This window comes from Planococcus dechangensis (assembly GCF_042654465.1).
GTDB lineage: Bacteria > Bacillota > Bacilli > Bacillales_A > Planococcaceae > Planococcus > Planococcus dechangensis.
This window is the reverse complement of the sequence record NZ_JBHSGL010000005.1, coordinates 1,087,021-1,100,139: the sequence shown is the minus strand read 5'-3', so window position 1 is coordinate 1,100,139 and position 13,119 is coordinate 1,087,021. Positions and strand designations below refer to the sequence as shown.

Here is a 13,119-nt window from a genome sequence, read left to right as displayed (position 1 = left end):
TAGTAGTGCCTCGTGAAAGGGTGGACGTGCATGTCACTAAAAAACAGAATGACTTTACTTATTACTGTCGACTCATTGATTGTTTTCTTCTCGATATTCGTCGGTTACTTCCTTCTTTATCCTTATGTTGATATTTTTCAAAATCAATTCCTCCTCGCGAGCGCATTGACGATTTTCATCGCTCACCATGCGTTCGCTATGTATTACGGCTTGTATCGGAAAGTATGGGAATACGCCTCGATCGGCGAGCTTTCTTCCATCGTCAAAGCCGTAACATTATCTATCCTCGCTATTGCACTCGTTCAGTATCTCTACCGTGGCGATGTTCTCATCCGCGCACTTGCCATCACATGGATGTTACACGTGCTGTTAATCGGGGGATCCCGCCTATCATGGAGAGTTTTGCGAGACAACCAGTTCAAACCAAAAAGAGAAGAGCAGAAACGCACGATGATTGTAGGTGCTGGAAAAGCCGGCACACTCGTCGCCAGGCAACTTCTCAACAACCCTGAAAACGGCCTTCTGCCGGTCTTGTACGTCGACGACGATAAGAACAAGCATGGCCTTGATATTTACAATATAAGAGTCGCAGAAAGCGAAACCAAGAACATTAGTGAAATTGCAAAAGACAACGGCATTGAGCGCATCATCATAGCTATTCCTTCTCTAAGTAAGTCAGATTCAGCGACATTGATTAAACGTTGCATGGACACTGGTATCAAGACTCAGACAATTCCGCTTATCGAAGACATCATGACAGGTAAAGTATCTGTCACCGATATCCAAGATGTAAAAATTGAAGATCTTCTCGGGCGTGAAGAAGTGAAATTGGATATGAATAAAATTGCCGAACAATTAACAGGAAGGACAATTCTTGTAACGGGAGCTGGCGGATCAATTGGATCTGAAATTTGTCGGCAGATTGCACGTTTCGGACCTGAAAAACTTCTATTGCTTGGACATGGTGAAAACTCAATCTACTTAATTGATATGGAGCTTCGCAAAGCAATTGCTAATGATACAGAAATCGTTCCGTTAATTGCCGATATTCAAGACCGCGAACGCATTATGGCGATTATGAGTGAGTATAAACCAGATGTCGTTTATCACGCTGCAGCCCATAAGCATGTTCCTTTAATGGAAGGAAATCCAATGGAAGCTGTGAAGAATAATATTTATGGTACAAAAAATGTAGCTGAAGCATCTCATATGGCCGGAGTGAAAAACTTTGTGATGGTATCGACTGATAAAGCGGTAAATCCACCGAATGTGATGGGAGCTTCGAAGCGTTTTGCGGAGATGATTGTTCAAAACTTGGCGAAAAGAAGTGAAACAACTTTTGTGGCAGTAAGGTTCGGCAACGTGCTTGGGTCTCGTGGATCAGTGATTCCGCTTTTCAAGAAACAAATCGCAGCAGGTGGTCCAGTCACTGTTACTCATCCGGACATGACCCGATATTTTATGACGATTCCGGAAGCTTCCAGACTAGTAATTCAAGCTGGAACATTGGCTCGTGGTGGTGAAGTTTTTGTTTTAGATATGGGAGAACCAGTAAGAATTGTCGACCTAGCAAAAAACCTCATTCGTCTATCTGGTTACTCTGAAGAGGATATCAAAATTAAATTCTCTGGAATCCGTCCTGGTGAGAAAATGTATGAGGAATTACTCGATTCTGATGAAATCCAAGATAAACAAGTTTTTCCGAAAATCTTCATCGGAAAAGCAAATGCTATTCCTGAACTTGAAATAAAATTTGTTATAGAAAAATTACCATCCATGGATAAATATGAAGCGAAAGAGTTGCTTATAAGCTTAGCTAATCGTAAAAATGTAAAACAAATCGATATGAAATTAAGTGTTAAATGATTTTAATGATAATTCAATATTTTCAAAGCAGTATTTTTAGAAATTTTATATATAGTACTCAAATAGATTATATGGGAAAAGCGGGTTATAAATGCAAAAAAATACAAAGAAATATGTTAGCATACTACCAATAATGTTTCTTCCACTCTATATAACTACTTCAGGAATTTTTATTGCCGAAGTAAGTGTGACAGGTTTACATTTAGGCAAGACCGGATTTGTATTGCCTTTAGTTTTTTTTATTGGAATTTTGTTATTTTTTAATATATTAGTAAAGACTTTAAAGACTCATAGAATAAACAAGGACATTCTAGAAAATCCAATTATAAAGATATTTATTATTTTTGTAGTGTATTTTATTTTGTTAGTAGCTATTGGCTCTTTATTTTCAGGTAACTATAGAGGCCTAATTAAATTGGTGCAGTTTTTAACTGGCGGAGTAGGAATTGTGATTTCTGTGTATCTTTTTTCGATAAAGAGAATTTCTCCTCCACAATTCTTTGGTTATTTAACATTATTTTTTGTAGTGATTATATTTATCCAAAGCGTTACTTCAATAGTTATGTTTGGAGTTAACCCGCTATCAGGAGCTATGTATCCGTCGATTTTAGGAGCAGGAATTTATCAAAGTAGAGTTTACTTTCCTTATTTAGTAACTTTAATCTTCTTTTGTGGACTTCCATATTTGATTAAAAGATTTGGAAGTTGGACAATTATTCTTTTTCTAGTTTTCTTATTTTATATATTTACTCTACAAGTAAGAGGTGCAATGGTTTCCTTTGTAGTAATGTCAGTCTTTTATTTAATTTTTGTTTCAAATATAAAATTCAAATATTTGGCATTGTTTCCGGCGTTAGCTATGCCGTTCTTGTTTGAGTTTATTTCAAGTAATAAAGAAGTTTTAGGAAGAATAGGAGAAGTTGAAAAAGTACAAGATCTTAATGGTAGGACAGACTTATGGATAAATATACTTAAAGAGATGGGAACTTCAAATTTTCTATTCGGCTCTTATTTAAATGATATAGATAATATTTCTGCTCATAATCAATACTTTGAATTCCTTACGCTTAGTGGGTTCTTTCCACTAATGATACTAACAGTTCTTGTAGTTTTTAGCTTAAAAATGTTTAAAGATTCTTTCAAATACAACAATCATACTTTAAGAATATTTAGTTTGATAATGATAACTACCCTGTTAGTAGATTTAAATGTTAATGTCCCTTTAACAAACACTAATCCTGCAATTCATTACTGGTTTTTTTGGAGTGGAATTTATTTTTATTATATGGAAGTAGTAAAGGGAAAGGGGAAAATACATAATGTTTAAAAGAATACTTGTTGTTACAGTTGAAAGTTCAATGGAAATTATATTTCTACTACCTAGGTACCGGATTTTTAACAGTTTTAAGAAGCTCATATTAGTTCTATTAAAAAATAAGATTGGAAAAAATCCTGTATTTTACAGTGGAGTCTGGATAATGCCACCTATGAACATGGTGGTTGGAGATGATGTTGACTTTGCAAAAGGGGTACTTATAACGACAAGTGGAGGAGTAGAAATAGGAGATAGAACGCTTATAGGATACGGTACAAAAATATTAACAGCAAACCATAACATACCAAAGGGAAAAGGAAGAATTTTTGGAAGTGGTCACACATATAAAAAGGTACATATTGAAAAAGATGTTTGGATAGGGGCTAATTGCGTTATTCTTCCTGGTGTTAGAGTTGGAGAAGGAGCTATTATAGCTGCAGGATCAGTTGTCACTAAAAATGTCCCACCTTTTCACATTGTTGGGGGAGTACCTGCAAAAAGTATTAAGGTAAGAGAATAATGAAGAATAAAATAGTCCATTATATTTTAATACTTTTATTTTCTACCTTTATTATAAGGATACTAAATTTTTTTAAAGAAATTCAAATTTCATACTTTTATGGAACCAATAGCGAAGTTGATCATTACAATATAATGTTAATTATTCCTAACATTATGTTAAATAGTATAGGACCAGCATTGGGGCTATTAATAATATCTTTAATATCGACAGAAAAAAAATTGATTTCTTTACAAAGAAAAGACGTATATTTTCTTGTAGGATTAGCGACACTTTTAATTTCGCTAGGTTATTTTTCAACATTTAGTATAGAAACAACGAATTTTTACTATCCCCTAATGACTATATTAATTACTTTTCTATATTTTATGCAAGTTAGTCTCGTTTATTATCTTCAAGCTTATAATGAGTTTAAAATCGGATCTATAAGCTCATTTCTTCAAGTAATAATAAACATATGTATTTTGTTTATATCATTTTATGTACTACATTCATTTATTTTAATAATCTCACTCGCTTTAGGGTTAGTAGTGCAAATCATATTTTTACTGATCATTATTAATAAAAAACAATATTTTCATCAAGTACGTATAGTAAGTTTAAAAGAGAATGAATTTATTCACCCAGTAATGTCTATGATTCTAGGATTTGGGTTGATTGAAATTTTATTATCAGTTCAAAAAATAATATTGAGTCGAACTAATACTGATGGAATCATATCTGCTTTGAATTATGCATACAAAATAATGAATTTGCCAATTTCAATATTTCTCTTTGCTGTATTAACAGGATTATTTCCTACACTAATAAAAATAAAGGATCAGATTGAATTTCAATTTTACTTCAGAAAAACTCTAAATACTATACTATTATTAATGGTCCCTATTTCAGTATTCTTTTTTATTTATTCTAGCGAAATAGTTTCAATTCTATTTGAGCGTGGAGAGTTTGACGAACAAAGTACTAATATCACTTCGAGTCAATTGCAGATTTTGAGTTTACTGATAGTTCCAGTTTCGATTTTAACTATTTTTTTGAGATTTTTATATGTCGAAAAAAAATGGAGTGTGATTTATAAAACAACTAGCTTGATTATAATCACGCATATAGTTTTGAATATAATAATTATAAGTAATAAGGTTTTAGAATATTCTGTAATTAGCATTCCCTTGTCAATACTATTTGGTTTAATGTATTGCTACCGTAAATTGAAAACTCCTTTATTTAATTTTGATCAGCTAAAAATTTTATTAGGTTCTTTTCTGCTAGGTTTAAGTGGCATACTTTTGGAAAACGAAGTAACTGGTTTGCTTTCATTTATTTTAATCTCAATTCTTATATTTTTAGTTTATATATTCAGTCAATTGATCTTAAGAAATAGGACATTACTATCTTTGAAAGGAAGTTGGAAATGAATTATATTCAACAAAGTTTAAAAAATGGAGAAACAACGTTGGCAGAGGCTCCCTTGCCAAACTTGGCTCCAAATAATCTATTGATTAAAGTGGAGAATGGTGTAGTGTCAGCTGGCACCGAAAGAATGTTAGTTGAATTTGGGAATTCCAATTATATTCAAAAAGCTAAACAACAGCCTGAGAAAGTTAAACAAGTAATGGATAAGGTGAAAACAGATGGCTTAAAACCGACAATTAATGCTGTACAAAGTAAATTAGAACAACCAATAACTTTGGGTTATAGTAATGCCGGAACTGTCATAGCAGTTGGAAAAAATGTAACGTACTTTAAAGTAGGAGATCGAGTAATATCAAATGGTCCTCATGCAGAAGTAGTATCTGTGTCATCAAATCTTTGTGCGAAAATTCCGGACTCTGTTTCATTTGAAGCAGCTGCTTTTACAGTTATTTCCTCTATTGGTTTACAGGGTATTAGGCTTTCCAAGCCCACTTTAGGAGAAACTATTGTCGTTACTGGATTAGGGTTAATTGGGCTTATAACAGTTCAATTACTTAGAGCACATGGCTGTAAAGTTATTGCTTCGGATTTTGATCAACAAAAAGTGGATTTAGCTAAGAGTTATGGAGTAGATGCAATAAATGTTGGAAACGGAACTAGTATTGTAGACTATGTTATGTCACAAACTAATGGGCGTGGGGCAGATGGAGTTATTGTGACAGCTTCAACTAAAAGTAATGATCCAATTTCTCAAGCAGCTCAAATGAGCAGAAAAAGAGGCCGTATTATTTTAGTTGGTGTAACGGGTCTCGAATTAAATCGAACAGAATTCTATGAGAAGGAATTGTCTTTCCAAGTTTCTTGTTCTTACGGTCCTGGTAGATACGATTCAAATTATGAAGTGAAGGGTAATGATTATCCATTAGGGTTTGTTCGATGGACAGAGCAAAGGAATTTCGAAGCAGTTTTGGATATGATTAAAGAAGGGAAATTGGATGTTACCTCTTTAATCACGCATACTTTTAAATTCCAAGATGCAGTTAAGGCATATCAAACGTTAAGCGTTGACCGCTCAGCCATTGGTATTATGTTGAAATATGAACCTAAAAACTATAACTTAAATAGTGAAAGAACTATCAATTTAAAGACTAAGATTATTGAAGCTAATAGTAAACCGTCGATAGGTATAATTGGAGCAGGAAATTATACTAACCAAACATTATTGCCGGCTATGCAAAAATTGGAAGTTTTAAAACATACAATAGTGAGTAATGGTGGAATCAGTGGAGTGAATGTAGGTCAAAAATTTGGATTTTTAAGAGCCTCAACTGATGTAAACCATGTTATTGATGATAATGAAATTAATACAATTTTAATTACAACTCGTCATGACACTCATGCGGAATTAGTTAAAAAAAGTCTTATAAATAATAAACATGTATTTGTTGAGAAGCCATTGTGCCTTAATCGTGAAGAGCTTGATGAGATTAAGCAGATTCCTCATGAAAAACTACTAATGGTAGGTTTTAATAGAAGATTCTCACCGCATGTGGTAAAGATGAAACAGCTACTTTCTACAATTCACCAACCAAAGGCAATCATAATAACAGTTAATGCAGGATCAATTCCTACAGATCACTGGACTCAGGATATAGAAATTGGTGGAGGCCGTATTATTGGTGAAGGATGTCATTTTATAGATCTTGCTAGACACATAGCAGATTCTGAAATTGCTAAAGTCCAATCAATAAAAATGAATGTTCCAGGTGAAGAACAGCTTGAAGAAAATGTATTAATTAATATAGCATTTAAAGATGGATCGATAGCGAATATCCAATATTTAGCAAATGGCAATAAGTCTTATCCAAAAGAACGAATAGAAGTATTTACTAGTGGTAAAGTATTATCATTGGATAATTTTAAATCATTAACAGGGTATGGTTGGAAAGATTTCAGTAAGCTCAAAACTCGTAGTCAAGACAAAGGACACGCGGAAGGTATAAAGAGGTTTATTGAAGGGGTTGAAAATGGAACTTCTCCAATTCCTTTAAATGAAATATATGAAGTAACAGAAGCGACTTTTGATGTTATAGATCAATTGCGAGGAAAAGAAATTGAAAAATAAGATAGAAATTGTAAAGAATATGGGTCTTTCTTGGACATTGTATCGTACAAAGTATGAAATAGAAAAAAAGCTCGGTCTATTAAAGAAAAATTATCAGTCGTTTTTATATGAAGACGTGGATCTCTCAAATATAATGGATCGGCCTAACACCTTAAAAGAGCTAATTAAAAGTAGCTTAGTAAATTCTTTTTTTTCGCCGGATTTTGATAAACTACATCGAATGAGAAGTGAATTGAGATTAGAAGAGTCGATAAAACTTGCGGATGACATTTTAAAAAATAAATTTGTTTACTTTTCAAAGCACATAGTGAAACTTGATAGTTTGGAGTGGCACTATAGTCCATTTACTAAGAAATTTTCCCCTAACGACATGCACTGGACAGAAATTGGAGATTTATCAAGTGACTTTGGGGACATTAAATGGATATGGGAATTATCAAGATTCTCATTTGTATATCCCTTGTCTCGAGCTTATGCAATTACTAAAGATGAAAAATATGCAATCGCTTATTGGGAAATGTTTGAGGATTTTATCGAACATAACCCGCCAGAACTTGGTGCGAACTATAAATGTGGTCAAGAGATGTCTTTGAGAATTATGGCTTGGACCTTTGGATTAAATATATTTATAGATTCTCCACAAACTACAGAGGAACGTCTTGAACTTCTAACAAAAGCAATACATCACCACGCTAATCATGTGGAAAAACATTTCGATTTTGCTTTGAAATCTGTGAAAAATAATCACTCTCTCTCAGAGGCTGCTGGAATGTACACAGCCGGAGTGATTTTTCAATTCTTAAATTCTTCAGCGCAATGGAGATTAAAGGGACATAAATTTATTCAATCTGAGGCGAATTGGCAAATTTACCCGGATGGTTCTTATATTCAACACTCTTTCAACTATCAACGATTAGCGATTCAAGATTTAACTTGGTTCTTAAAGTTAGCTCAACTCAATAATGATAATTGCAGTCCAAGTTTTGTTGCTAAATTTAAAAAAACTATAGAGTTTATGTATCAGTTTCAGGAACCTTCGACAGGGAGAGTGCCTAACTATGGAATGAATGATGGAGCATACATTCATCCTCTAACGTCTAAAGAATATTTGGATCATCGCCCTGCTCTGCAGGCTGCTTGGCTCACAGTAACAGGTGAAAGATTATATGAAGAAAATGACGTTGATGAAATTGCATTGTGGCTTGGCTTGCAGACAACAATTGAGTTAAACAATCCCACTAAAAAATCTGCGTTTTTCACTAAAGGTGGGTATGGTGTGTTGCGCAATCAGAAGCAATTCGCTATGGTACGCTGTGCTAGTTATAAACATCGACCAGTTCAAGCGGATATGCTTCATGTAGATTTCTGGGATGGGGAATATAATATCCTTGCAGATGCGGGAACGTTCTCATATAACACTAGCTTAAAAGAATCATTATATTTTAACGGTACTGCTTCTCATAATACTTTGATGATAAACGGTAAAGATCAAATGAAAAAAGCATCGAGATTTATTTGGTTAAATTGGACAAAGTCAAAAATGCTTAGTTTCCAGCAAACAGACCTCTATTCGCTTTTTGAAGGAGAGCATTATGGTTATGGTGATATAACACATCGAAGAGGATTAATTCAAGCAAAAGACACGTTAATCATTATAGATGATGTGATAGGTATTGATAGAGAGACGAATGTTTCCTTAAGTTGGTTATTTGGCATAGAAAATGTGCAAGAAACTTCTCATGGTGAATTACTTTTAAGATTACCTGATGGACATGAATGGACTATGTATAGCCTTAATCAGCAAACTAAAAGCTTTTTGTTAGAATGTGGGAGTGAAAATCCGATTGCAGGTTGGCAGTCTTTATACTATGGACATAAGAGGCCTATGCCACAGCTAATAGCAAACTCCACTGTAAGCGAGTCAACCCGTTATATTACTATTCTACAAAAAAATAAGAAAAAAGAAGTAACAAATAGTAGCGAATCGACAATTGAGATTGGAAATAAAACTATTGTTTTAAAGCCTATTGGCGAAAAAACTATCTTCGTAGATAGGGAGCTGTGGTAATGAAAATTCTTGTATTACATCAATACTTTTTAGGTAAGAACGATCCTGGAGGGTCGCGGTTCAACCAATTTGTAAAGTATTGGGAACAACAAGGTCATCAAATGACTGTAGTTGCGGGTACTGTACATTATATTACGGGAGAGAAAGAGGAAAAATACAAAGGGAAGTTCGTAGTAAGGGAAAAATATTCTCCAAACGTTCAAGTTGTTAGAACTTATGTGTCAGAATCCTATAACAGATCTTTTCTAGGAAGATTATGGGGATATTTTTCTTTTACGTTTTCATCTCTTTACGCAATAATGTTTAAAGTGGAAAAGCATGATGTTTTAATTGTTACATCACCACCTCTCTTTGTTGGAATTACAGGAGTTTTGACTAAGATTTTCAAAAGAACACCGATGGTTTTCGAAGTAAGAGATTTATGGCCAGAATCAGCAATAGACACAGGTGTGTTGACAAATAAGTTAATTATCAAGATTGCTTATATTGTAGAAAAAGTATCCTATCGATTTGCTGATAAGATTAATGTACTAACTCCTGCTTTTCGTCAGACTCTGATTTCGAAAAAAGGAATTAAACCTGAGAAAATTTCGTTTATTCCGAATGGTGCAGATTTGGATATATTTGAACCTGGAACTAGAGAGAATTGGGTTCGAGATAAATATGGATTAAATGGAAAGTTCGTCATTACCTATATGGGTGCGCATGGTGTAGCCAATCACTTAGAGTCGTTATTAAACCTAAGCGAAGAATTAGCTTCGCATGAAGATATAGTGATTTTACTTATTGGTGATGGAATGCAAAAGAAAGCATTAATGCAAGAAGCGGAAGAAAGAAATCTTAAAAATATAAAGTTTATTGACTCACAGCCAAAATCGAAAATCCCTGATTTTTGTAATGCTTCTGATATATGTACTGCAGTTCTTAAAAAAGTAGATACTTTTAAAACAGTATATCCTAATAAAGTTTTTGATTATATGTCTTGTGCAAAACCCATATTATTAGGTATTGATGGAGTTGCAAGAGAGCTAATAGAAGAAAGTAAATCTGGATTTTACGTTGATCCGGAAAATCCACAAGAGTTTGCAGAAAAAGTACTTAAGCTAAAAAATGATAGTTTACATTCTAAAGAATTGGGAGAAAATGGGTTTAATTTCGTTACTCAAAACTTTAGTCGTGAATCATTAGCAAAACAATATATTAAAGTACTCGAAGAAGTGAAATGAATTTCGAAATTACTTAAGTTGTACTATAAGGAGAATAAAATGACAGAAGTTAACGTAGTAGGTTTAGGATATATAGGATTGCCAACAGCCTTAATATTGGCAAAAAGTGGCGTGAATGTGACAGGGACTGATCTAAATGAAGGTCTTGTTAATTCTTTGAATAAAGGTAAGTTAACTTTTCAAGAAGATGGTCTAGAGCAATTATTTCAAGAAGCTTTAACAAATGGAATTTCTTTTTCTACTGAATATTGTCCTGCTGATACATACATATTGGCTGTACCTACTCCTTACATAGAGGAAACTAAAAAGTTAGATCCTGTCTATGTTATTTCGGCAGTGAATAAGGTCCTGGATGTATGTAACAAAGGAGCTTCAATAATAATCGAATCTACTATTTCTCCTGGTACTATTGATAGACATATCCGTCCAGTAATTGATAAAAGGAATTTAGAAGTTGGAAGAGATGTGCATCTTCTCCATGCTCCCGAGAGAATCATACCTGGAAATATGATTCATGAGTTAGAATTTAATTCACGGACGATTGGGGCAGATAATCTAGAAGTTGCCGAAAGAGCTAAAAAAGTTTACGCTAAATTTTGCAAATCTGAAATTATTTTAACAGATATTCGGTCTGCTGAAATGTCAAAAGTAGTTGAAAATACATTTCGAGATATTAATATTGCCTTCGCTAATGAACTAGCAAAAATTTGCAGAACAGATGATATTGATGTTTACGAGATTATCCGAATTGCCAACAAACACCCTCGAGTTAATATCTTACAGCCTGGACCAGGGGTGGGAGGACATTGTATTTCAGTAGATCCATGGTTTTTGGTTGGTGATTATCCAGACCTTACGAACTTAATACTAACAGCCCGAAAAACAAATGATTCCATGCCTTCTCATGTGTTAAGCCGAATCAGAGACATCATGCGAGAGCATAGTGTTACCGAAATATCTAAGGTAGGTCTTTATGGATTAGCGTATAAAGAAAATGTTGACGACACAAGGGAGAGTCCTACATTGCAGCTTTTGGAACGGTTAGATGAACACCTTGCTTTCGGAGTTAAGGTTTATGATCCCTTTGTTAAAGAGAATTTAGTTGAAAATCAATACCAAGACTTTGAAGAGTTTTTAGATGATATTGAGATTGTTGTAGTTATGGTCGGTCACGATCACATTAAAGAGAACATTTTGTGTTTGAAAGAGAAGTTAGTACTTGATACAAAAAATATTATTGAGAGTCCTTCCGTTTACAAGCTCTAATTCGGAATAAATATATAATGTGAATTAATGTCAGAATCTAATGAGTGTGTTTAATGAAAAGGTTTTTTGATTTTTTGGTAAGTTTAATTGCAGTAATAGTTCTTTCTCCCGTCATTCTAACTACTGCACTATTAATTCTTTTGAAAATAGGCTCTCCCGTTGTCTTTAAACAACAGCGTCCTGGTCTTAATGAAAGACCATTTCACGTCTATAAATTCCGCTCTATGACTGATGAACGGGATACAAAAGGTCAATTTTTACCTGATGATATCCGATTAACGTCATTCGGCAAAATTATACGAAAGCTTAGCTTGGATGAGTTGCCTCAACTTCTGAATGTATTAAAAGGTGATATGAGTTTTGTGGGGCCACGACCTCTGTTAATGGAGTACCTCGATCTGTATGATAATAGGCAAAAGAAACGCCATAATGTGCGGCCAGGTATTACCGGCTGGGCACAGGTGAATGGGCGAAATGCTATTTCGTGGGAACAGAAATTTGAATATGATGTCTGGTATGTTGAAAATCAATCGTTTTGGCTGGATATCAAGATTTTATTCATGACTGTGATGAAAGTATTCAAGTCAGAGGGCATTTCGCAAGATGGTCAAGCGACGATGACAAAATTCAAAGGTAGTTCGGTATCCAGGAGGTCTTAAAGTGAAAGTGATATTAATCGGAGATAGCGGACATGCAAGGGTTATTGCAGATAACGTTATATCCAATGGAGATACAGTAATTGCAAGACTAGATGATAAGTATACAGAACTCGAAAAAAGAAACGATTGTTGGTATGGGCCAAGTTCATCGGTCCATGAGCTGATTCGCGACGAGCAAGCTAAAGTCATCATTGCAATTGGCGCAAATGCCATCCGTCGTAAAATTGTCGATAAGTTGAACTTATCTGATGAACAGTATGCAACCATCATCCATAAAGATGCGCTGGTCAGTCCGAGTGCAAAGCTTGGACATGGTACGGTGGTCATGCCTGGTGTCATTGTGAATGCTGCTGCGACAGTTGGTTCACACGTCATTTTGAATACACGTCTTGTTATCGAACATGATTGTCTAATTGGTGATTATGCTCATGTTTCTCCGGGCGCTATGATTACTGGAGGAGTGACAGTTGGAGATGGCGTTCATATTGGCGCTGGCGCTACAGTTATTCCGACAAAGACAATCGGGGCTTGGAGTACGATAGGTGCTGGGTCTGTTGTCATTGATAATATTGAAGCACAGTCGACTGCTGTTGGTGTTCCGGCACGAGTTATTAAAACAGCCGATCAGACCGTGAGCACCACCAATCGGAAAGTTTAGGAG

At 34.5% G+C, this 13,119-nt stretch carries 10 protein-coding genes; all 10 read left to right on the top strand.

Features of this window, described 5'->3' with window-relative positions; all coding sequences use genetic code 11:
* Positions 1-30: 30 nt before the first annotated feature.
* The gene (locus tag ACFO5U_RS08630) at positions 31-1,866 is read left to right on the top strand and encodes a polysaccharide biosynthesis protein (protein ID WP_377278441.1); all 1,836 of its coding nucleotides are present in this window, start codon (positions 31-33) and stop codon (positions 1,864-1,866) included.
* A 91-nt stretch (positions 1,867-1,957) separates the two neighbouring features.
* On the top strand, positions 1,958-3,193 hold the full coding sequence (locus ACFO5U_RS08625) for an O-antigen ligase family protein (RefSeq protein ID WP_377278440.1): 1,236 nt from the start codon (positions 1,958-1,960) through the stop codon (positions 3,191-3,193).
* Positions 3,186-3,701 carry an acyltransferase gene (locus tag ACFO5U_RS08620; RefSeq protein ID WP_377278438.1) on the top strand — a complete coding sequence of 172 codons (516 nt, stop codon included), beginning with the start codon at positions 3,186-3,188 and terminating at the stop codon, positions 3,699-3,701. The genes ACFO5U_RS08625 and ACFO5U_RS08620 overlap by 8 nt, the downstream gene beginning before the upstream one ends.
* Complete coding sequence (locus ACFO5U_RS08615) at positions 3,701-5,116, top strand: lipid II flippase MurJ (protein ID WP_377278437.1); 1,416 nt, start codon at positions 3,701-3,703, stop codon at positions 5,114-5,116. Before ACFO5U_RS08620 ends, ACFO5U_RS08615 begins: the two co-directional genes overlap by 1 nt.
* Positions 5,113-7,239, top strand: coding sequence for a bi-domain-containing oxidoreductase (locus ACFO5U_RS08610; protein ID WP_377278435.1), 2,127 nt, complete (start codon positions 5,113-5,115; stop codon positions 7,237-7,239). The genes ACFO5U_RS08615 and ACFO5U_RS08610 overlap by 4 nt, the downstream gene beginning before the upstream one ends.
* Positions 7,229-9,307, top strand: coding sequence for an alginate lyase family protein (locus tag ACFO5U_RS08605; protein ID WP_377278434.1), 2,079 nt, complete (start codon positions 7,229-7,231; stop codon positions 9,305-9,307). Before ACFO5U_RS08610 ends, ACFO5U_RS08605 begins: the two co-directional genes overlap by 11 nt.
* Positions 9,307-10,533, top strand: a complete 1,227-nt coding sequence (locus ACFO5U_RS08600; protein WP_377278432.1) for a glycosyltransferase family 4 protein — start codon at positions 9,307-9,309, stop codon at positions 10,531-10,533. The genes ACFO5U_RS08605 and ACFO5U_RS08600 overlap by 1 nt, the downstream gene beginning before the upstream one ends.
* A gap of 39 nt (positions 10,534-10,572) precedes the next feature.
* Entirely contained in the window at positions 10,573-11,799 is a 1,227-nt protein-coding gene (locus ACFO5U_RS08595) for a nucleotide sugar dehydrogenase (RefSeq protein ID WP_377278431.1), read from the top strand.
* A gap of 53 nt (positions 11,800-11,852) precedes the next feature.
* Positions 11,853-12,458, top strand: coding sequence for a sugar transferase (locus tag ACFO5U_RS08590; RefSeq protein ID WP_377278429.1), 606 nt, complete (start codon positions 11,853-11,855; stop codon positions 12,456-12,458).
* A gap of 1 nt (position 12,459) precedes the next feature.
* Positions 12,460-13,116, top strand: coding sequence for an acetyltransferase (locus ACFO5U_RS08585; RefSeq protein WP_377278427.1), 657 nt, complete (start codon positions 12,460-12,462; stop codon positions 13,114-13,116).
* Positions 13,117-13,119 lie beyond the last annotated feature (3 nt).

Excerpts from the sequence above, each read along its gene's own strand:
- ACFO5U_RS08615 (WP_377278437.1), top strand. The coding sequence starts at position 3,701 with ATGAAGAATAAAATAGTCCATTATATTTTAATACTTTTATTTTCTACC.
- ACFO5U_RS08595 (WP_377278431.1), top strand. The coding sequence starts at position 10,573 with ATGACAGAAGTTAACGTAGTAGGTTTAGGATATATAGGATTGCCAACA.
- ACFO5U_RS08590 (WP_377278429.1), top strand. The coding sequence starts at position 11,853 with ATGAAAAGGTTTTTTGATTTTTTGGTAAGTTTAATTGCAGTAATAGTT.
- ACFO5U_RS08630 (WP_377278441.1), top strand. The coding sequence starts at position 31 with ATGTCACTAAAAAACAGAATGACTTTACTTATTACTGTCGACTCATTG.
- ACFO5U_RS08620 (WP_377278438.1), top strand. The coding sequence starts at position 3,186 with ATGTTTAAAAGAATACTTGTTGTTACAGTTGAAAGTTCAATGGAAATT.
- ACFO5U_RS08610 (WP_377278435.1), top strand. The coding sequence starts at position 5,113 with ATGAATTATATTCAACAAAGTTTAAAAAATGGAGAAACAACGTTGGCA.
- ACFO5U_RS08625 (WP_377278440.1), top strand. The coding sequence starts at position 1,958 with ATGCAAAAAAATACAAAGAAATATGTTAGCATACTACCAATAATGTTT.
- ACFO5U_RS08600 (WP_377278432.1), top strand. The coding sequence starts at position 9,307 with ATGAAAATTCTTGTATTACATCAATACTTTTTAGGTAAGAACGATCCT.